Source organism: Paragemmobacter amnigenus (assembly GCF_009908265.2).
In the GTDB taxonomy this organism is placed as follows: domain Bacteria; phylum Pseudomonadota; class Alphaproteobacteria; order Rhodobacterales; family Rhodobacteraceae; genus Paragemmobacter; species Paragemmobacter amnigenus.
The window spans coordinates 358,500-377,703 of record NZ_JAAATX020000001.1 but is presented as its reverse complement, the minus strand read 5'-3'; the positions used below and the strand labels follow the sequence as shown (position 1 = coordinate 377,703).

The following is a 19,204-nucleotide window of genomic DNA, read 5'->3' as shown; positions in this document are numbered from 1 at the left end:
CGATTGCGGGATGGCCGCATATCCGTCATCCCTTGCCCGTGCGTGTCGGTAAGGGGTTTTGCGAGTGATCCATCCGGTTTTGCTGTGCGGCGGCTCCGGCACGCGTCTGTGGCCGCTCTCCCGCAAGAGTTTTCCCAAGCAGTTCGTGCAGCTGATCGGCGTGGAAAGCCTGTTCCAGTCCTCGGCCCGCCGCCTGTCGGGCAAGGGGTTTGCAAGCCCGCTCGTCATCACCGGATCGGAGTACCGCTTCATCGTCACCGAGCAGCTTCTGTCGGCGGGCATCGACCCCGCGGCCGTGCTGATCGAACCCGAGCCGCGCAACACCGCCCCCGCCGTTCTGGCCGCGGCGCTGCATCTGGCCGGAACCGATCCCGCCGCGCTCATGCTGGTCGCGCCCTCGGACCATGTGGTCCCCGATGCCGCGGCCTTTCGCGCCGCGGTGCAGGCGGGGGTGCCCGCCGCGCGAGGAGGGCGGATCGTGACCTTCGGCATCCGCCCGACGCGGCCCGAGACGGGCTATGGCTGGCTGGAACTCGCCGCCCCCGCCCGCGACGGCGCGCCCGCCGACCTGTGCCGTTTCGTTGAAAAACCCGCCCGCGATCTGGCCGAAGCGATGCTGGCCGCCGGAAATTTCCTGTGGAACGCGGGCATCTTCCTGTTTTCCGCGCAGACGATGATCGACGCCTTCCGCGCCCATGCACCCGACCTGCTGCCCCCCGTGACGGCCGCCGTCGCCGCCGCGCGGGCCGATCTGGGCTTCCTGCGGCTCGACCCAGACGCATGGGGGGGCGCGCGGGCGGTGTCCATCGACTATGCCGTGATGGAACGCGCCGCCAACCTTGCCGTCGTGCCCTTCGGCGCGGGCTGGTCCGACCTTGGCGGCTGGGATGCCGTGGCGGCCGAAATGCCCGCCGACCCTCGCGGCAACGCGCTGGGCGGCAATGCGCATGCCATCGACTGCGACGGAACCCTCCTGCGGTCCAAGGATGCGGGGGTGGAACTCGTCGGCATCGGCCTGACCGACATCATGGCCATCGCCACGGACGATGCCGTCCTCGTCGCCCACCGCTCGCGCGCGCAGGATGTGAAGAAGGCGGTGGAACTGCTGCAGGCCCGCGGCGCGAAACAGGCCGAGGCTTTCGCCCGCGACCACCGCCCCTGGGGCTGGTTTCAGACGCTGGCGCTGTCGGACCGCTTCCAGGTCAAGCGCATCGTGGTCAAACCCGGCGCGGCGCTGTCGCTGCAATCGCACATGCACCGCTCGGAACACTGGATCGTCGTTCACGGCACAGCGCGGGTGATGGTCGACGGCGCGGTGCGTCTGGTGGGGGAAAACGAGTCCGTCTACATCCCCCTTGGCGCCAGGCACCGCATGGAAAACCCCGGCAAGGTACCCATGGTCCTGATCGAGGTCCAGACCGGCACCTATTTGGGCGAGGATGACATCATCCGCTACGAGGATGCCTATGCCCGCGGGCAGGGGGCAAAGGGGTAGCGCGCGTCACCCTTACCGCCCCGCCCACAAATCCTCGTAAACCGCCCGTATCCCAGCCGCCTCGCGTTCCACCCCGAACAGGCGCAGCGCGCGGTCGCGTGCCGCCGCCGCCATGGCCGCCCAGCGGTCCCCGTCCGACAAGAGCGCCACAACCGCCCCCGCCGCGCCCTGCCAATCCTCCAGCGCAACCACCGTGCCTGCCTGGTCGTTGCCGCCCTCCAGCCCCGCGAATTCCGCGAAATGCCCCGTCCGCGTGGCGATGAAGGGCACGCCGCAGGCCATCGCCTCGATCGGGGTGACGCCATAGCCCTCGTAGCGCGGCAGCGCGACCAGCAGCCGCGCCCCCTGCATCAGCGCGGGCATCCGCCCTGCCGCCACCTCGCCCGGGAACAGGATGCGCCCCGCCAGACCCGCCGCCGCCACCTCGGCCTTCAGCCCCGCCAGAAAGCCCTCGTCCCCGCCCTTGGCCATGCCCGCCACCACCGCCACCGCGCCGGGCAGGTCGGGCAGGGCGCGGATCATCGCCCGCACGAACAGATCCGTCCCCTTCTCGGGCCGGATGCGCCCCACGGTCAGGATGCCGTATTCCCCCGGAAACCCCGTCGCCCGCCATGCGGCCCCCCTGTCCGCCACGGGCGCAAAGCGCCGCGTATCCACCCCGTGCGGCACGACCGCGCGGCAACCGGGCACGAAGGCCGCCGCCGCCCCTGTCGTGGCAATCACCGCATCCATCCGCCCGATCAGCCAGCGCGGCAAGGCCGAGTGCCGCCGCTGCGCCGCCGAGGTGAAGACGATCCGCACCGGCAGCCGCAGCACATCCCGCGCGAAAAGCGCAAGCTGCATCTCGGGATTGCGCCGCACATGCCAGATCGAAAACGCCCGTCCCGCAGGCGCAACCCGCGACAGCGCCAGCGCCCGCGTCCGCGTCACAGGCGCAGGGCAGCCGGGCAGGGGATGGCCCACCAGCACCGCCCGCAGCCCCGTCACCTGCTCGGCCAGCACCGCCGCCGCCGTGGCGGACACCCCCGTGAAACGCGGGTTCAGGTTGGTCACGTAAAGCTCGGGCGCGTCTGTCATGGTCCGTCCTGCATCCCCCGTCGGGGCGCGCCCATAGACCCCTGCCGCCCCCGTCCTGTCAACGCCCGCCAGCCGCAGCCGCCTTCTTGTCCCTCCGCCCCCCCGCGTCTATATCTGCCCGCGCCCGCCCGCGCCCGTCGCGGAGACGGGACGGAAGGACAATGGCGCGCAGAAAGACCCGCTCCACCCTCGCCATCGACTGGCTGAGCGACCGCGCCATCCGCGCGGCGATCGGGCTCATGCGGATTCTCCCCTTCGACATGCGCCGCGAACTGGCCGCCTTCCTGATGACGCGCATCGTCTCGCCCCTCGGCGGGTTCCGCCGCCGCATCCGCGAAAACCTCGCGCTCGTCCGTCCCGACCTTTCCCCTGCCGACATCCGCCGTCTGGAACGCGCCGTGCCCCGCTCCATCGGCCGCACGCTGGCCGAACTCTATTCCGGCCCCGATTTCGTGGCCCGCGTCGCACGAGAACCGCTGCAGGGCGCAGGCGTCGCCGCGCTGGAAGAGGCGCACCGGACGAACCGCCCCGTCCTGCTCGTCACCGGCCATATCGGCAATTACGACGCCATCCGCGGCGGGCTGATCGCACGCGGCTACCGTGTGGGCGGGCTTTACCGTCCGATGGACAATACCTTCTTCAACGCCCATTACGTCGCCGCCATCTCGCGCATCGGCACGCCGCTCTTCCCGCGCGGGCGCAAGGGGCTGACCGACATGGTCCGCTTCCTGCGCGGCGGGGGCATGGTGGGGGTGGTGCTGGACCAGTCGATGGGGGACGGCGCGCTGCTGAGCTTCTTCGGCCAGCCCGCGCTGACCTCGCTCTCGCCCGCGCAGATGGCACTGCGCTATGATGCGCTGATCGTGCCGACCTACGGCATCCGCCGCCCCGATGGCGGCTTCGACATGGTGATCGAGGCGCCCATCCCCCACACCACCGCCGAAGAGATGACGCAGGCGCTCAACGACAGCCTCGAGGCGCAGGTGCGCGCCCATATGGACCAGTGGCTCTGGACCCACCGCCGCTGGAAGATGGGCAACCGGACCTGACGGCTCAGCCCGCCACCGCACGGATCAGCGCCGCCGTCTCCGCCACGCCATCGGTCTCGGCCGCCAGCACCCTGCGCGCCGCCTCCGTCATCGCCGCCCGCGCCGCGCCGTCCTGCACCAGACCTGCCACCGCCGCCGCGATCCCCTCCGGCCCCGCCACCGCCCGGGCCGCCCCCGCCGCATCCAGCCGCGCGTAAAGGTCCGCGAAATTCCCCGTATCGGCCCCGTGCAGGATGGCCGACCCGTGCAAGGCGGGCTCATAGGCATTGTGCCCGCCGATCCCCGCGGTCAGCGATCCGCACAGCAGCGTGACGGGGCACAGCTCGAACCACAGCCCCATCTCGCCCAGCGTATCGGCCAGATAGACATCCGCCTTTCCCGCCGCCTCGCCCGAACCGCGCCGCGCCACGGACAGACCCGCAGCCTGCAGGACCGCCGCCACCTCACCCGCCCGCGCGGGATGGCGCGGGGCCAGCACCAGCCGCGCCGCAGGCAGCCGCGCACGCAGGCCGGCATGGGCGGCGGCCACCACCGCCTCTTCGCCCGCATGGGTGGATGCCGCCAGCCACAGCGGCGCATCGCCAAAGGCCGCGCGCAGCCGCGCCAGTTCCACCCCGTCCACCGGCAGCGGCTCTGCCGCCCGCTTCAGCGTTCCCGTCACGCGGATGCGCGCCGGATCGGCCCCCAGCGCCTCCAGCCGCGCCGCCGCCGCCGCATCGGGGGCCGCCATCAGCGTGAACCGCCCCAGCAGCGCCCGCGCAAGCGACGGAAACCGCGCCCAGCGGCGCGCCGAGCGGTCCGAGATCCGCGCATTGGCAAGGATCAGCGGGATGCCCCGCGCATGGACCCCGACCATCAGCCGCGGCCAGAACTCGCTTTCCACCAGCACCGCCACATCGGGCCGCCAATGTTCCAGAAACCGCGCCACGGGGGCGGGCAGGTCGATCGGCAGGTATTGCAGGATCACCCCCGCAGGCACCCGTTCGCTCAGCAGGCCCATCGCCGTGACCGTGGTGCAGGTCAGCAGCACCGTCTCGCCCCCGCGCCCCACCAGCGCGCGCAGCAGGGGCAGCAGCGACAGCCCTTCCCCCACGCTCACCGCATGGATCCAGATCACCCGCCCCGCAGGACGCGGCACGGTGATGTGCCCCAGTTTCTCGGTCCAGCGGGCGGGGTCTTCCTTGCCCTGTGCCAGCCGCCGCCGCAGGATCATCGCGCCGAAGGGCCCCGCCAGCCGCGACGCGGCCAGCACCAGCCCCAGAAGGGCAGAGCGCGGCGGCACGGGCGGCGGGGCAGGGGCATGGGACGGGTCGGGCAGGCTCATGTCCCGACCCTTACACCGCCCCGCGCGCCCTGTCACCCGACGGCCCGCCCCGCCCCTATTTGGTCAGGATCAGCTTGCCCGCCCGCGTGATCCGCAGCGTATAGACCTGCCCGTCCAGCGCGATGCGCGCCTGAAGCCCGCCGCCGGTCAGTGCCCGCGCCTCGTGCAGCGGGGCCTCGCGCAGGGCGGGCGGGTGCGGCAGCGTCACCGGACGCGCCGACAGGGACAGGGGCAGGGGCAGGCGCAGGGGATCGGGTCGCATGTTCATCGCCGCCCCTCCACCCGGTCCAGAATCGCCTCGAGCCCCGCGCCAAGCCCCGGCAGCCAGCCCGCGAAGGCAAGCGCGACAAGCTCGGGCCTGTCAGGCGCGGCAGGGAAAGGGGCAGGGGAAGGGGAAGGAAAGACACATCTGTCCGGTCGCGTCATGGTGCACCTCTGCTGGATCATCTCGAAGGAAAGGCACCGGGCTGACCGCTTGGGCTGGCTGGGAGTCGCTTATACCTTACGGAAAAAGTCGGAATTGTAAACCCCCGCCCGCACCCGCTTTTCCCGCCCCCTCCACCCTGCTAACGAAGGGGCGGGACAAGAAAGGGACGCCGATGACCGACAGCCTGACCTGCTTCAAGGCCTATGACATCCGCGGCCGCCTTGGCATCGACCTCGACGAAGCCATCGCCCGCCGCATCGCCCGTGCCTTTGCCGAAACCCTCGGCGCGCGCCGCGTGGTGCTGGGCCGCGACATCCGTGCCTCGTCCGAAACCCTCGCCGCCGCGGTGGCAGAGGGGTTGATGCAGGCAGGGGTCGAGGTGCTGGACCTCGGCCTATCCGGCACCGAGGAGATGTATTTCGCCACCGGCCATCTGGGTGCGGACGGGGGCATCTGCGTGACCGCCTCGCACAATCCCATGGATTACAACGGGATGAAGATGGTGCAGGCCGGTGCCGCGCCGCTGGACCCCGCCACCACCATGCCCGCCATCCGCCGTCTTGCCGAAACGCAGGCCTTCGCCCCCGCCCGCGACGGGGGCCGCATCTCTGACGCCACCGCCACCCGCGCCGCCTATGTCGACCGCGTGCTGTCCTTCGTCGATCTGGCGGCGCTCCGCCCGCTCCACATCCTCGTCAATTGCGGCAACGGCGCGGCGGGGCCCACCTTCGACGCCATCGCCGCAGCCCTCCACGCCCGCGGCGCGCCCCTGACCTTCACCCGCCACCACCATACCCCCGACGGCACCTTCCCCAACGGCATCCCCAACCCGCTGCTGCCCGAAAACCAGCCCGCCACCGCCGACGCCCTCCGCGCCGCCCGCGCCGATCTGGGCGTGGCTTTCGACGGCGATTTCGACCGCTGCTTCTTTTTCGACGAGGCGGGGCAGTTCGTCCCCGGCGAATATGTCGTGGGCCTGCTGGCCGAGGTCTTCTGCGCCAAGGAACCCGGCGCCACCATCATCCACGACCCGCGCGTGATACTCGCCACCCAAGCCGCCGTCGCCCGCGCAGGCGGCCGCGCCGTCATGGCCCGCACCGGCCACGCCTTCCTCAAACAGGCCCTGCGCGACACCGGCGCCGTCTATGGCGGCGAGATGTCGGCCCATCACTACTTCCGCGACTTCTACGCCTGCGACAGCGGCATGATCCCCTGGCTTCTGGTGGCCGAACTCATGGGGCGCAGCGGACAGCCCCTCTCGGCCCTGCTGGCCGACCGCCGCGCGGCCTTCCCCTCGTCGGGCGAGATCAACTTCCGCGTCCCCGACGTCCCCGCTGCCATCGCAAGGATCGAAGCCCGCTACGCCCGGCAGGCCGAAACCCGCGACGATACCGACGGCCTCTCGCTCGACTTCGGGACATGGCGGCTGAACCTGCGGGCGTCCAACACCGAACCGCTCCTTCGCCTGAACGTCGAATCCCGCGCCCGCCCCGATCTGGTGGAACAGGCGGTGGCCGGGATCACCGCGCTTCTGGCCTGACCGCGCGCCCGTCCCACCCCCGGGAGGCGCTTCGCCCTCCCGGACCCTCCCGAGGATATTTGAGGACGGAAAATGAAGGGCGAGCGTGCCATTTTCCGTCGCCAAATATCCACAGGGGGTGAGGCCGACAGGCCGAGGGGGCGCGTGCGCCCCCTGCACCGGCGGGAAAACCGCCTACATCACCGCCCCGATCTGCCACGGCACGAATTCCGCCCCGCCGAAGCCCAGCTCTTCGGACAGCGTCTTCTGCCCGCTTGCCACCGCGATGATGCGGTCGAGGATTTCCTCCCCCTTCGCCTCGATGCTGATGCCCGCCGTCAGGATGTCGCCGCAGTTGATGTCCATGTCCTCGGACATCCGCGCATACATCTCGGAATTGGTGGCCAGCTTGATGCAGGGGCTGGGCTTGTAGCCCGACACCGACCCCCGCCCCGTGGTGAAGACGATCATCGTCGCACCGCTGGCGATCTGCCCCGTCACCGAGCAGGGGTCATAGCCGGGACTGTCCATATAGACGAAGCCCGGCGTCGTGACGGGTTCGGCGAATTTGTAGACCCCCGCCAGCGGCGCCGTGCCCCCCTTGGCCACAGCCCCCAGCGACTTTTCAAGGATCGTCGTCAACCCGCCCTTCTTGTTGCCGGGGCTGGGGTTGTTGTCCATCTCGCCGTCGTTCTTGGCAGTGTAGTCTTCCCACCAGCGGATGCGCTCGATCAGCTTCTCCCCCACTTCGCGGCTGACGGCGCGGCGGGTCAGCAGATGCTCCGCCCCATAGATTTCGGGCGTCTCCGACAGGATCGTCGTGCCCCCCATCCGCACCAGCAGGTCCGACGCATGCCCCAGCGCCGGATTGGCCGTGATGCCGGAATACCCATCCGACCCCCCGCATTGCAGCCCGATCACCAGCTTCGACACCGGCGCGGGGCGGCGTTCCACCTTGGACGCGACCTCCGCCATCTCGCGCAGCACCTCCAGCGCCTTCTGGATCGTGGCCCGCGTCCCTCCCGTGCCCTGAATGGTCATGTAGCGGAAATTCCCGTCCGGCCGCAGCCGCCCCTGACCCACAAGGTCCGGCACCTGCATCACCTCGCAGCCCAGACCCACCAGCAGGATGCCCCCGAAATTCGCGTTCCGCGCATAGCCCTTCAGCGTGCGCATCAGGGTCTGGTAGCCCTCGTTCACCCCCGACATGCCACAGCCCGTCTGGTGCACGATGGGCACGATCCCGTCCACATTCGGCATGGAATTCAGCACGGGGTCCTTTTCGGCCGCCTCCGCGATGAAGCGCGCGACGGAACCGGAGCAGTTCACCGATGTCAGGATGCCGATATAGTTGCGCGTCCCCACCTGACCGTCGGCGCGGTGATATCCCATGAACTCGCGCACCGGCAGCGGGGGCAGGGGGCGGCACTCCGCCCCGATGGCGTAATCGTCCGTATGCGGCGCCATGCCCAGATTGTGCGTGTGCACATGCGCGCCCGCGGGAATGTCCTCCACCGCCTGCCCGATGATCTGGCCATAGCGCAGCACGTTCTCGCCCCGCGCGATGTCGCGCGCCGCGATCTTGTGCCCGCGCGGCACGGCGCCCGGCAGGGCCGCGCCCTCAACCACGGCCCCCTTTGCCAGATCGGCCAGCGCGATCACCACATTGTCCGACCCGTGCAACCGGATCACACCGCCCGCCACCGCCATCCCTCGCTCCCCCCAGCCCTTCCTTGACAGAGGGCCGCGCATGTCTAACATGTTAGCATGTTACAGCCGCCCGCGCCCCCGCCACAAGAGCCTTCCGAAGCGCGCCTCGCGCCGCTCGACCGTTTCTCCGGCAGTCTCGGCCAGCGCGTCTACCAGACCCTGCGCGAGGCGATCCTCTCGCTCGCCTACCGCCCGGGCGAGATCATCCGCAAGCCCGAAATCTGCGACGCCCTTGGCGTCTCGCGCAGCCCCGTCGCCGATGCCGTGGCGCGTCTGGCGGCCGAGGGCCTCGTGGACGTGGTCCCGCAGGCCGGCACCTTCGTCGCCCGTTTCTCGATGGAGGAAATCCGCGAGGGTGCCTTCCTGCGCGAGGCGATCGAGGTCGCCGCCATCGAACGCGTGGCCGAGACGATCACCGAGGACCAGCTCACCCAGCTCCGCCGCAACATCACCGTTCAGGCGGCCCTCATCGCCGATGGCGACGTGCCGGGCTTCTACCAGACCGACGCGGCGATGCATGAACTGATCCTCTCCTTCACCGGCTTCCGCAAGCTGGCGCAGGTGAGCGAGACCGCATGGCTCCATGTCAACCGCGCGCGGCAACTGATCCTGCCCGTGCCGGGGCGCATCACCGCGACGCTGGACGAACACCGCGCCATCCTTGCGGCGCTGGAATCCCGTGACCCCGACGCCGCGCGCCTTGCCACGCGCGCCCATCTGCGCCAGCTCGTCACCTATCTCGAACCGCTCGAACGCGACCGGCCCGATCTCTTTGATCCGGCCTGAAAGGCACATCCCATGACAATCCCCAACCGTCCGCGCTACGCGACGCGCCTCAATGCCTTCAAGCGCAAGGGCGATACCGTGGCCGAAATGATCGAAAGGGCGGGGCAGGTGGGCGGCCTGAACGCCGCCGACCTGAACTTTCCCGACCATTTCGACCATCATTTCCCGGCAGAACTGACCAATCTCTTGCAGAAATCGAACATGGCGCTGAACGGCCTTGCCATGCGCTACTACACCGACCCGGGCTTCCGCCTCGGCGCCTTCACCCATCCCGACCCGACCGTCCGCCGCGCAGCCATCGACATCACGAAGCGGGGCCTCGACGCGCTGGCGCAGATGGGCGGTACGGTGATGACCGTCTGGCTGGGGCAGGACGGGTTCGACTACAGCTTTCAAGGCGACTATGACCGGATGTGGGACGACACGCTCGCAGCCCTCGCGGAAATCTGCGATCACAACCCCGCCCTCGACATCTCCATCGAATACAAGCCCAACGAACCGCGGTCCTGGTCCGTCCTGCCCGACATGGCCACCACCTTGCACGCCATCCGCGACGTGGCGCGCCCCAACCTCGGCGTCACGCTCGACTTTTGCCACATGCTCTTTGCGGGCGAGGTGCCCGCGAAATCCGCCACCCTCGCCGCGCGCCACTGCCGCATCATGGGCGTGCATCTGAACGACGGCTACGGCAAGCGCGATGACGGCCTGATCGCGGGGACGGTGCATCCGGTCCAGACGGTCGAACTCTTCTGGACGCTGGACCGTCTGGGCTATGACGGGGTGATTTATTTCGACACCTTCCCCGACCATGGCGGGATGGACCCCGTGCAGGAATCCCGCGCCAACCTTGCGCTGACCGAACGCCTGCGCACCATCGCCACCGGCCTGAAGGACGACCCCGCCCTGACCGCCGCCATGGCCGGACAGGATGCCGCCACCACCACCCGCATCATCGCCCGCGCACTCTACGGCGCGTGAATGACGTAAAATACGTAAACCCCTTCATCTCGGCCCAAATACCCCGGGGGTGCGGGGGCTGGCCCCCGCTCTGCGGTCAAAGCCCGTAGAACCCCGCCGCCGTCCCGCCATAGACCAGCGCGCGGTCCACCTCCGACAGCCCCGACGTGAGCGCCAAAGCCGCCGCCCGCCAATCCCCATATTCCCCGCGCAACCGGCAGACCGGCCAGTCCGACCCCCACATCACCCGCTCAGGCCCAAAGGCGGAAAAGACGTGGTCCACGTAAGGTTTCAGATCCTCCACCGTCCAATCCGCATCCGCCTCGGTGATCAGGGCGGAAAACTTCACCACCGCCGCCGTCTCGTCGGCTATCCGGCTCATCCCGTCGGCCCAGAGGCGGAAATGCGCCTCCGACTTCTCGCGGATCTGCGGCTTCATGCAGTGATCCACCACCACCTGCATCGCCGGATAGCGTTTCAGGACCGTCAGGAAATTCCCCAGATGCCGGGGAAAGCCCAAGGCGTCAAAGCGCAACCCCTGATCGCAGAGCGCGCGGAAGGCCCACTGCACATCGTCCCGCAGCATCCAGCCATCGTCGGGAATGTCCTGTATCATGGGCCGCACGCCCTTGAACTTAGGATGCCCCGCCAGCCGCCGCAACTCGGCCAAGTCCGACGGTTTCTCGAAATCCACCCAACCCACCACGCCCAGAACCCAAGGCGTCGCATCCGCGATGCCCAGCATGTATTCCGTCTCGGCCACCGTGGGCGCGGCCTGCACCAGCACCGTCCCCTCCACCCCCGCCGCCTGCAATTGCGGCCACAACTCCTCGGTGAAATAGGGCCGCGACAGCACGGGGTCGTCCTTCGGCATCCAGCCGTAATCCCCCCGCCCCGGATGCCAGAAATGCTGATGCGCGTCGATCTGCATGGCCTTCCCCCCTCATACCGGCGCGTCGGGGTGGATCAACCCCTCGGCCTTCATCGCAGCCCACAGCGCCGCCGGAACCTCTGCCCGCGCCGCCGCCAGATTGCTCTGCATCTCGAACAGGCTCTGCCCGCCGGGGATCACCGACACGACGGCGGGATGCCGCGTGCAGAACTGGAAGGCCGCATCGACCAGCCGCACCCCATGCGCCTGACAAAGGGCCATCAACCGCCCCGCCTTCTCCATCGCCCAGTCCGGCGCATCGTTGTAACGGTACTGCGCCCCCGGTCGCGGCCCCGTGGCAAGGATGCCGGAATTATAGGGTCCGCCGACCACCACCCCCACCCCCCGCGCCGCCGCCGGATCCATGAACCCCTCCAGCGACTCGGTCCGCAGCAGCGAATATTCCCCCGCCAGCAGGAAGATGTCGAAATCCCCCCGATCCAGCAGCCAGCGGCACGGCTCCCATTCATTCACCCCCGCGCCGAAGGCCCGGATCACGCCTTCATCCCGCAGCCGCACCAGCGCGCGGTATCCCCCCGCCATGAACTCTGCCAGCCGCGCATCCAGCGCCGCCTGCGAGCCGTGGTTGAAGATGTCCAGATCATGGGCATAGAGGATGTCGATCCGGTCGATCCCGAGCCGCTCCAGCGAGAATTCCACCGACCGGAACACCGCGTCATAGCCGTAGTCGTAAATCTCGTTCCGCGACGGCACGTCGAACCACTTGCCGAACCCGTCGCGCCTGTCCGGCGTCGTCACGCGAAACAGCCGCCCGATCTTGGTCGAGATCACATAGTCTTCCCGCGGCTTTCCCCGCAGAAACCGGTTCAGCCGTGTCTCCGACAGGCCAAGACCATAAAGCGGGGCCGTGTCGAAATAGCGGATGCCCCCCGCCCATGCCGCCTCCAGCACCGCATGAGCGTCATCGTCGGAAATCGCGCGGAAGAGGTTGCCGATGGGGGCCGACCCGAACCCCAGCAGGGTGAAGTTCAGCCCCCCGTTCCCCAGCCTGTCCCAGTGCCGCCGTTCCTGCATCGCATCCCTCCCATCCCGCTAACATGCTAGTATGTTCCCCCTTCCGGTCCAATCCCTTTCCGTCTAGCCTTCCCCCGTCAGGGAGGACGCCATGTCACGTTTCGAAAAGGTCTTCGGTGCGGGGAAGAAGCCCGTCATCGCCATGGTCCATCTGGGCGCGCTGCCCGGCACGCCGCTACATGATGCGCGGGGCGGGGTGGAGGCGATCCTCGCCGGTGCCGCCGCCGATCTGGCCGCGCTTCAGGCCGCGGGCGTGGATGCCGTGATGTTCGGCAATGAAAACGACCGCCCCTATGAATTGAAGGTCGACACCGCCTCTACCGCCACCATGGCCTATGTCATCGGGCGGCTGCGCGACCGCATCACCGTTCCCTTCGGCGTCAACGTGCTGTGGGATCCGATGGCCTCGGTCGCCCTTGCCGCCGCCACGGGTGCCGCCTTCCTGCGCGAGATCTTCACGGGCACCTATGCGTCGGACATGGGCATCTGGGCCCCCGACGCGGGCGCTGCGCAGCGCTACCAGCACCGGCTTGGCAATACCGATTGCGCGCTCCTCTACAACGTCTCGGCCGAATTCGCGGGCAGCCTCGACCCCCGCTCGCTGCCCGACCGCGCGCGGTCGGCGGTGTTCTCCTCCATCCCTGATGCCGTGCTGGTATCGGGCGCCATCACGGGCGAGGCGGCCGAGATGCGCGATCTGGAGGCAGTGAAGCGCGTGCTGCCCAAGACCCCCGTGCTGGCCAATACCGGCGTGAAGCACGCCACCATCGCCGATGTCCTGCGCGTGGCCGATGGTTGCATCGTGGGCTCCGCGCTGAAACACGGCGGCGACACCTGGGCCACCGTCGACCCCGACCGCGCCAAGGACTTCATGGACAAGGCCCGCGCGGCACGAGGATACTGAGAGGCAATTTTCTTCGAAGAAAATTGCAAATTCCTTCCAAGGAATTTGATGGAGAAAGACCCCGATGCTGCGTGACCTGATCCGCGACTACATGCTCATCCCCGGCCTTGCCGGGCATGAGGACCGCATCCGCGCCCGCATCAAGGCCGATCTCGACAGGCTCGGCATCCCCCACCGCACCGACCGGCTCGGCAACCTCTCCGCCACGCTGGAGGGCGACCCGGCCGCGCCTTCCGTCCTTGTCTTCACCCATATGGACCAACTGGGCTTCATCGTCCGCAAGGTGGAAGCCTCGGGCCTGATCCGCCTCGAACGCCTCGGCGGGGTGCCGGAACGGGCGCTGGCGGCGCAGGCGGTGGTGATCTGTTCGCGCAAGGGCGACATCCCCGCCCTCATCGCCAACAAGAGCCACCACGCCACGACACCCGAGGAGAAATACCGCGTCCTCCCCTATGCCGAGCTTTACGTCGATGCAGGCTTCGCGTCGAAAGACGAAGCCCATGCCGCAGGCATCCGCATCGGTGACCCCGTGGTCTACCGTCCCAACGTGATCGACCTTGCCAATGGCCGCATCGCGGGGACCAGCGCCGATGACCGCGCCGGCTGCGCCGCGCTGGTGGACCTTGCCGCGCGGCTGAGGGGCCGCGCCTCCGGCCCCACCGTCCACCTCGTCTGGTCGGTGCAAGAGGAGTACAACCTCCGCGGCGTCCTGCCTGCGGCGGCGGCGGCAAAGCCCGACATCGCCTTCCAGATCGACCTGCTTCTGGCCTGCGACACGCCCGACATGACCACGCGGGGCGAAGTCACCCTCGGCGGCGGACCCGGCATCAGCCTCTACTCCTTCCACGGGCGCGGCACGCTCAACGGTGTGATCCCGCATCCCGCGCTTGTCGCGTTGATGGAGGAGGTGGCGGAAACCGAAGGCCTGCCCCTCCAACGCTCGGCCCATACCGGCGCGCTGACGGACCTGTCCTATATCCAGTTCATGGGCGAGGAAGGGGTGGCCTGCCTCGATGTCGGTTTCCCCATGCGCTATACCCATTCCGCGCTGGAAGTGGTGGACCCCGCCGATGTGGCGCAGATGGTCACGCTGCTGGACAAGGCCATCGCCCGCATCACCCCCGGCTTCACCCTGATCCGTTGACACCATGACCCATACGATCGGCATCGATATCGGCACCTTCGAATCCAAGGGCGTCCTCGTGGACGGCGCGGGGGCCATCGTCGCCACCGCCACGCGCCCCCACCGGATGCTGGTCCCGCGCCCCGGTTGGGCCGAACACCGCGCGGACGAGGATTGGTGGGGCGATTTCGTCCACATCACCCGCGCCCTGCTGTCCGAGTCAAGGGTGGACCCCAAGGACATCGCCTGCGTCGCGGCCTCTGCCATCGGCCCCTGCATGTTGCCGGTCGATGCGGAGGGGGCGCCCCTGATGAACGGCGTCCTTTACGGCGTGGACACCCGCGCCGCGGCGGAAATCGACCACCTGACCGCGACCATCGGCGCCGAGCGGATCATGGAAACCTGCGGCAATGCGCTGACCTCGCAGTCCGTGGGGCCGAAGATCCTGTGGCTGAAGAACCATCACCCCGACCTTTACGCCCGCACGGCAAAGGTGCTGACCTCCACCTCCTACATCACGTGGAAGCTGACGGGCGAATATGTCATCGACCACTACACGGCCGCCAATTTCTCGCCCCTCTATGACGTGAACGCGCTGGCATGGTCCGACGCGCTGGCCCCCGACATCCTGCCTCTGGAGAGGCTGCCCCGCCTGATGTGGTCCACCGACATCGCAGGCCATGTCACGGCGCAAGCCGCCGCCGAAACCGGCCTTCGGGAAGGCACGCCCGTCACCTGCGGCACCATCGACGCGGCGGCCGAGGCGGTGTCGGTCGGCGTGCAGCGCCCGGGCGAGATGATGATGATGTATGGCTCTACCATCTTCATCATCCAGGTGACGTCGGACCCCGTGCGCGACGCGCGGCTCTGGTATGCGCCATGGCTCTGGCCGGGGATGCATGCGTCCATGGCGGGGCTTGCGACCTCCGGCACGCTGACCCACTGGTTCCGCGACCAGTTCGCCCGCGACACCAGCTTCGGCGAATTGGCGGCCGAGGCGGCAGCCAGCCCCAAGGGCGCCAAGGGCCTGCTCTGCCTGCCCTATTTCAGCGGCGAACGCACGCCGATCCACGACCCATTGGCAAAGGGCGCCTTCTTCGGCCTCGACCTGACCCACACGCGCGGCGACATGTTCCGCGCCGTGCTGGAAGGCATCGCCTCCGGCACCGCCCATGTGCTGGACACCTACCGCGAGCTGGACGCCTTTCCCCACCGCATCCTTGCCGTGGGGGGCGGGACGAAGAACGCGGTCTGGATGCAGGCCACGTCGGATATCGGCGGCGCGGGGCAGATCGTCTGCGAAAAGACCGTGGGGGCGAGTTACGGCGACGCCTTCCTCGCCGCCACGGCGGTGGGCAAGGCGATGCCAGAGGAAATCGTGGAATGGAACCCCGTCGCCCGCACCGTGCGGCCCGAATCCGTGCCCGCCTATGCGCGGCAATACCCGCTGTTCAAACGGCTCTATACGCAGACCCGCGACATCGCGCATGACTTGGGTGGCGCGTGATGCGCTATGACCGGATGCGCCCCCATCAGGTGCAGGCGGCGATTGCCGCAGGCACCCCCGTCGTCCTGCCGCTCGGCGTGATGGAACATCACGGCGGCCATCTGCCCGCGGGGGTGGACCTGCTCGCCGTGACCGAAATCCTCGACCGGTTGGGGGATGAGATCGTCATCCTGCCCCCCTTCGCCTACGGCGCGGCCAGCCACGCCGTCGCAGGCCCCGAACATGGCACGACGCTGCATGTCGACGCCGCCGCCCTGACCCCCTTCTTCGAGGCGCTCTGCACTGCGCTCCTGCGCGCGGGGTTCCGCAACATCCATGCGGTGATCCACCACCAGTCGGAAAACATCGCCCAAGGCATGCCCACCGACCTCGCCTTCCGCCTCGCCGCCCGCAACGCCATCTTCCGGTTTCTGGAAGCCGAACGCGGCGCGGGCTGGTGGGGCAGGCGGGACATGGCCGATTACTACGCCGATCACGCCCAAGGCACCGACCCCTTCAACTGGATCCGCTTGCACCCGCTGTTCCCGAAGAACGACACCTTCCCCTTCGATCACGCGGGCGAGGGGGAAACCGCCCTCATGCTCGCCCTTGCCCCCGACACGGTGGCGATGGACAGGGCAGGGGAAGGCGACCCATGGTGGACCGAAACCGCGCCGCGGGCGACGGCGGCAAAGGGGGGAGAGGGCGTGAAACTCGCCCTTGCCCACCTGCGCGGGGTGCTGGGTCTGACCTGAGGCAGGATTTTTCTGGCGAAAAATCCTGTCCCCGATCTTTCTGGCGAAAGATCACCCCGCGCGGACCCCGATCCTTCGCCAGAAGGATCGCCCCGAAGAATTTTCGCCAGAAAATTCTTCGCCTGCATCAGAGTTCCGGCAGATCGACCACACCCTTCTTCAGGATGAAACAGCCATAAGGCCCACTATCCGCCGTGCGGATGATGGCAAAGGCCCGCTTTGCTGCCGCGTAGAAATCGAACCGCTCCAGCGCCTGCATCGCGACCGCGCGCCCCTCGGCCTGATCCACCACCGCCTGCATCCGCGCAAAGATCGGCACCACCCCGTCCGGATTGCCCACCACCTGCATCCGGCTGACCGGCGCAGGCACGAAGCTATCCAGCGGCATCAGCGACAATATCGCCCGCGCCGCCGTCGGGATGTCGCAGCCCGCCATATCCACCAGCCGGCCATAGGTCGTTTCCGCCGCGATCGTCGCCGCTGGATGGTTCACGTCGCAGATCACCAGATCGTCGCCATGCCCCATCAGCATCAGCACATGCACCACCTCGGCCGACAGCCTCTGGTCGATGCCTTTCAGCATTACTTCACCGCCCCCGCCGCCATGCCCTTGATGATGTATTTCTCCAAGACCACCCCGATCACGATCAAGGGCAGGATGGCGGCAAAGGACAGCGCGGCCATGGACCACCACGAAATCCCCTGGCTCCCCGTCTGGCTTGCCACCATCACAGGCAGGGTATTGGCATAGGTGGACGTCAGCAGCGCCGCGAAGAAATACTCGTTCCACGTCAGCACGAGGCTCAGGATGAAGGCCGCCACCATCCCCGGCAGCGCGATGGGCAGGATGATCGTGGCAAATGCCCCCCAGATCGACAGCCCGTCCACGAGTGCTGCCTCTTCCAGCTCCGTCGGGATCGACCCGAACTGGTCGCGCATGATCCAGATGACGATGGGCAGCACCGACAGCGTGTACAGCAGGATCAACCCCACCCGCGTGTCCAGCAGCGCCAGCTCCTTGTACAGCACGAGGAAGGGCAGGGCCAACACGACGGGCGGCAGGATCAGCTGGCTCAGGAAGAAGAAGCTGATGTCGGAATTCTTCATCCAGCCGAAGCGATAGCTGAACCGTGAAAGCCCATAGGCCGCAAGGCTCCCCAAGGCCACGGCAAGGGCCGAGGAGGTGACCGAGATCACGAAGGAATTCATGAACCGCTTCATGAACTCCGCCCGGACCGTGCTTTCGTTCCAGATCGTGTCGGGCGACAGGCCCAGCGACTTCCACCCCAGCCAGGCGGGCGTGTAATCGACAAAGGGGATCATGTTCCCCTTCATCACATTGGGCGCCATCTTGAAGCTGGTGGTGATGGTCCAATAGATCGGGAACAGGCAGATGATCGTCCACAGGATCAGCACGCCATAGATGGCGATCCGGCTGGTCCACCACTTGGCGCGGTGGCGGCGGTCCGCCTCGGAATCGCGGAAGATCTGGGTGGTGGCGGTCATGTCCGGGGCCTCATCCAGCGGTCGGCAAGTTTCATCAGGAAGGTCATCGCGATCACGATGATCACCAGATAGACAAAGGCCAAGAGCGTGCCATAGCCCACGTTCGACCGTTCCCGATATTCACGGAAGATGAAGGAGGTGACGGTATCCGTCGCCCCCCCCGGCCCGCCTGCCGTCACGTTGATCACCACATCCGCCAGCTTCAGCTTGAAGATGATGCGGATCAGGATCGCCGTGATCGACACGGGCAGCATCAGGGGAAAGGTCACCTCCCAGAAATTGCGCCAGCCATTGGCGCCATCGACCTTCGCCGCCTCGTTCAACTCCTTGGGGATCGCCTGCAACCCCGCAAGGATCATGATCATCATGAAGGGGATATAGGTCCAGGCATCCATCACCATGATCGTGGCCCGCGCAATCTCGGGCGACCCGAAGAAGGACGGGTTCTCGATGCCAAAGAACCGCGCCAGCCGCGACAGGGGGCCATAGCGCGCCTCGAGCATCGATTTCCCGATCATCCACGACACGGCGACGGGCGACAGCATCAGGGGCAGAAGGAAGGCCACCCGAAAGAACTTCCGCGCCCGGATCTGCGCGTTCAGAAGCAGCGCTAACCCGAAGGCGATGGCATATTCCACGATGATCGCCGCGCTATAGAGAACCATGTTCCACAGCGCGTTCCAGTAGAACGGATCCACCCACATCTGGCGGATATTGTCCAACCCGTTGAACTGACGCCCCGTCGGGCTGGACAGGTTCCAGTCGCTGAAGGCGATGAGCAGCCCGAAGAGCAGCGGGAAGATCGTCAGCGCCCCCACGAAGATCGCCGCAGGCAGCACGAAGAGCGTGCGCTTGCCCGCCTCCCCCCGGATCAGCACCTGCCCCCAGCACAGCGCGACCGCCCATGTGCAAAAGGCATAAAGCGTGGGCCGCCAGTTCTCGAACCCGAAATCGGCCCGCCCCGTGGCCTGCATCACCTGCATCGCGGCGACGACCAGCACCAGCGCCGCCGTTCCCCAGATGATCGCCCGCCCGAACCGCTTGCGGCTGTCGGGGATGTTGTCGTTCGTGACGACGTGAAGAAGATCGCCTTGGCTGCTCACCCTGTCCCCCCGGCAAG

The 19,204-nt window shown here is 68.0% G+C and carries 18 protein-coding genes; 9 read left to right on the top strand and 9 right to left on the bottom strand.

Translation table 11 applies throughout. The features are described 5' to 3' along the window. The first annotated feature begins 64 nt into the window (after positions 1 to 64). Positions 65 to 1,495, top strand: a complete 1,431-nt coding sequence (locus tag GU927_RS01905) for a mannose-1-phosphate guanylyltransferase/mannose-6-phosphate isomerase (RefSeq protein WP_161760616.1) — start codon at positions 65 to 67, stop codon at positions 1,493 to 1,495. A gap of 12 nt (positions 1,496 to 1,507) precedes the next feature. On the opposite strand, the gene GU927_RS01900 is transcribed toward GU927_RS01905, so the two are convergent. Beyond that, positions 1,508 to 2,572, bottom strand: coding sequence for a glycosyltransferase family 4 protein (locus tag GU927_RS01900; RefSeq protein WP_161760614.1), 1,065 nt, complete (start codon positions 2,570 to 2,572; stop codon positions 1,508 to 1,510). A 161-nt stretch (positions 2,573 to 2,733) separates the two neighbouring features. Between GU927_RS01900 and GU927_RS01895 the strand changes: the two genes are divergently transcribed. After that, positions 2,734 to 3,621, top strand: coding sequence for a lysophospholipid acyltransferase family protein (locus GU927_RS01895; protein ID WP_161760612.1), 888 nt, complete (start codon positions 2,734 to 2,736; stop codon positions 3,619 to 3,621). A gap of 4 nt (positions 3,622 to 3,625) precedes the next feature. On the opposite strand, the gene GU927_RS01890 is transcribed toward GU927_RS01895, so the two are convergent. Both GU927_RS01890 and hemP read right to left on the bottom strand, forming a co-directional pair. Continuing rightward, entirely contained in the window at positions 3,626 to 4,945 is a 1,320-nt protein-coding gene (locus GU927_RS01890; protein WP_161760610.1) for a 3-deoxy-D-manno-octulosonic acid transferase, read from the bottom strand. Between the two features lie 55 nt (positions 4,946 to 5,000). Next, complete coding sequence (gene hemP / locus GU927_RS01885; RefSeq protein WP_232489102.1) at positions 5,001 to 5,192, bottom strand: hemin uptake protein HemP; 192 nt, start codon at positions 5,190 to 5,192, stop codon at positions 5,001 to 5,003. A 352-nt stretch (positions 5,193 to 5,544) separates the two neighbouring features. Here hemP and GU927_RS01880 point away from each other — a divergent pair, with 352 nt between their 5' ends. Then, positions 5,545 to 6,912, top strand: coding sequence for a phosphomannomutase (locus GU927_RS01880; protein ID WP_161760609.1), 1,368 nt, complete (start codon positions 5,545 to 5,547; stop codon positions 6,910 to 6,912). Between the two features lie 174 nt (positions 6,913 to 7,086). Here the strand turns inward: GU927_RS01880 and GU927_RS01875 are convergent, their stop codons facing one another. Continuing rightward, positions 7,087 to 8,601, bottom strand: a complete 1,515-nt coding sequence (locus tag GU927_RS01875) for a UxaA family hydrolase (protein ID WP_161760607.1) — start codon at positions 8,599 to 8,601, stop codon at positions 7,087 to 7,089. Between the two features lie 57 nt (positions 8,602 to 8,658). Between GU927_RS01875 and GU927_RS01870 the strand changes: the two genes are divergently transcribed. Beyond that, complete coding sequence (locus tag GU927_RS01870) at positions 8,659 to 9,387, top strand: GntR family transcriptional regulator (protein WP_161760605.1); 729 nt, start codon at positions 8,659 to 8,661, stop codon at positions 9,385 to 9,387. 12 nt (positions 9,388 to 9,399) lie between these two features. Continuing rightward, positions 9,400 to 10,365: a sugar phosphate isomerase/epimerase family protein gene (locus tag GU927_RS01865; RefSeq protein WP_161760603.1), complete on the top strand. Its 966-nt coding sequence runs from the start codon at positions 9,400 to 9,402 to the stop codon at positions 10,363 to 10,365. 76 nt (positions 10,366 to 10,441) lie between these two features. Here GU927_RS01865 and GU927_RS01860 read toward each other — a convergent pair whose 3' ends face one another. Together GU927_RS01860 and GU927_RS01855 are read right to left on the bottom strand one after the other, a co-directional pair. Further along, complete coding sequence (locus tag GU927_RS01860; protein ID WP_161760601.1) at positions 10,442 to 11,275, bottom strand: amidohydrolase family protein; 834 nt, start codon at positions 11,273 to 11,275, stop codon at positions 10,442 to 10,444. Positions 11,276 to 11,287: 12 nt separating this feature from the next. After that, the gene (locus GU927_RS01855; RefSeq protein ID WP_161760599.1) at positions 11,288 to 12,310 is read right to left on the bottom strand and encodes an aldo/keto reductase; all 1,023 of its coding nucleotides are present in this window, start codon (positions 12,308 to 12,310) and stop codon (positions 11,288 to 11,290) included. Positions 12,311 to 12,401: 91 nt separating this feature from the next. Between GU927_RS01855 and GU927_RS01850 the strand changes: the two genes are divergently transcribed. From GU927_RS01850 to GU927_RS01835, 4 genes are all read left to right on the top strand, one after another. After that, entirely contained in the window at positions 12,402 to 13,214 is an 813-nt protein-coding gene (locus GU927_RS01850; RefSeq protein ID WP_161760597.1) for a BtpA/SgcQ family protein, read from the top strand. 64 nt (positions 13,215 to 13,278) lie between these two features. Beyond that, a complete protein-coding gene (locus tag GU927_RS01845; RefSeq protein ID WP_161760595.1) occupies positions 13,279 to 14,358 on the top strand; it encodes a M42 family metallopeptidase in 1,080 nt (359 codons plus the stop codon). Between the two features lie 4 nt (positions 14,359 to 14,362). Next, positions 14,363 to 15,844: an FGGY-family carbohydrate kinase gene (locus tag GU927_RS01840; protein ID WP_161760593.1), complete on the top strand. Its 1,482-nt coding sequence runs from the start codon at positions 14,363 to 14,365 to the stop codon at positions 15,842 to 15,844. Then, positions 15,844 to 16,578, top strand: a complete 735-nt coding sequence (locus GU927_RS01835; RefSeq protein WP_161760591.1) for a creatininase family protein — start codon at positions 15,844 to 15,846, stop codon at positions 16,576 to 16,578. Before GU927_RS01840 ends, GU927_RS01835 begins: the two co-directional genes overlap by 1 nt. Before the next feature lie 127 nt (positions 16,579 to 16,705). Here the strand turns inward: GU927_RS01835 and GU927_RS01830 are convergent, their stop codons facing one another. From GU927_RS01830 to GU927_RS01820, 3 genes are read right to left on the bottom strand one after another with little or no spacing between them, the layout of a single operon-like run. Next, positions 16,706 to 17,161 carry an RbsD/FucU family protein gene (locus GU927_RS01830; protein WP_161760589.1) on the bottom strand — a complete coding sequence of 152 codons (456 nt, stop codon included), beginning with the start codon at positions 17,159 to 17,161 and terminating at the stop codon, positions 16,706 to 16,708. Further along, positions 17,161 to 18,084 carry a carbohydrate ABC transporter permease gene (locus GU927_RS01825; protein WP_161760587.1) on the bottom strand — a complete coding sequence of 308 codons (924 nt, stop codon included), beginning with the start codon at positions 18,082 to 18,084 and terminating at the stop codon, positions 17,161 to 17,163. The genes GU927_RS01830 and GU927_RS01825 overlap by 1 nt, the downstream gene beginning before the upstream one ends. Next, positions 18,081 to 19,187: a carbohydrate ABC transporter permease gene (locus GU927_RS01820; protein ID WP_161760586.1), complete on the bottom strand. Its 1,107-nt coding sequence runs from the start codon at positions 19,185 to 19,187 to the stop codon at positions 18,081 to 18,083. The genes GU927_RS01825 and GU927_RS01820 overlap by 4 nt, the downstream gene beginning before the upstream one ends. Positions 19,188 to 19,204 lie beyond the last annotated feature (17 nt).

Excerpts from the sequence above, each read along its gene's own strand:
- GU927_RS01900 (WP_161760614.1), bottom strand. The coding sequence starts at position 2,572 with ATGACAGACGCGCCCGAGCTTTACGTGACCAACCTGAACCCGCGTTTC.
- GU927_RS01895 (WP_161760612.1), top strand. The coding sequence starts at position 2,734 with ATGGCGCGCAGAAAGACCCGCTCCACCCTCGCCATCGACTGGCTGAGC.
- GU927_RS01890 (WP_161760610.1), bottom strand. The coding sequence starts at position 4,945 with ATGAGCCTGCCCGACCCGTCCCATGCCCCTGCCCCGCCGCCCGTGCCG.
- GU927_RS01880 (WP_161760609.1), top strand. The coding sequence starts at position 5,545 with ATGACCGACAGCCTGACCTGCTTCAAGGCCTATGACATCCGCGGCCGC.
- GU927_RS01875 (WP_161760607.1), bottom strand. The coding sequence starts at position 8,601 with ATGGCGGTGGCGGGCGGTGTGATCCGGTTGCACGGGTCGGACAATGTG.
- GU927_RS01870 (WP_161760605.1), top strand. The coding sequence starts at position 8,659 with ATGTTACAGCCGCCCGCGCCCCCGCCACAAGAGCCTTCCGAAGCGCGC.
- GU927_RS01865 (WP_161760603.1), top strand. The coding sequence starts at position 9,400 with ATGACAATCCCCAACCGTCCGCGCTACGCGACGCGCCTCAATGCCTTC.
- GU927_RS01860 (WP_161760601.1), bottom strand. The coding sequence starts at position 11,275 with ATGCAGATCGACGCGCATCAGCATTTCTGGCATCCGGGGCGGGGGGAT.
- GU927_RS01855 (WP_161760599.1), bottom strand. The coding sequence starts at position 12,310 with ATGCAGGAACGGCGGCACTGGGACAGGCTGGGGAACGGGGGGCTGAAC.
- GU927_RS01850 (WP_161760597.1), top strand. The coding sequence starts at position 12,402 with ATGTCACGTTTCGAAAAGGTCTTCGGTGCGGGGAAGAAGCCCGTCATC.
- GU927_RS01845 (WP_161760595.1), top strand. The coding sequence starts at position 13,279 with ATGCTGCGTGACCTGATCCGCGACTACATGCTCATCCCCGGCCTTGCC.
- GU927_RS01840 (WP_161760593.1), top strand. The coding sequence starts at position 14,363 with ATGACCCATACGATCGGCATCGATATCGGCACCTTCGAATCCAAGGGC.
- GU927_RS01835 (WP_161760591.1), top strand. The coding sequence starts at position 15,844 with ATGCGCTATGACCGGATGCGCCCCCATCAGGTGCAGGCGGCGATTGCC.
- GU927_RS01830 (WP_161760589.1), bottom strand. The coding sequence starts at position 17,161 with ATGCTGAAAGGCATCGACCAGAGGCTGTCGGCCGAGGTGGTGCATGTG.
- GU927_RS01825 (WP_161760587.1), bottom strand. The coding sequence starts at position 18,084 with ATGACCGCCACCACCCAGATCTTCCGCGATTCCGAGGCGGACCGCCGC.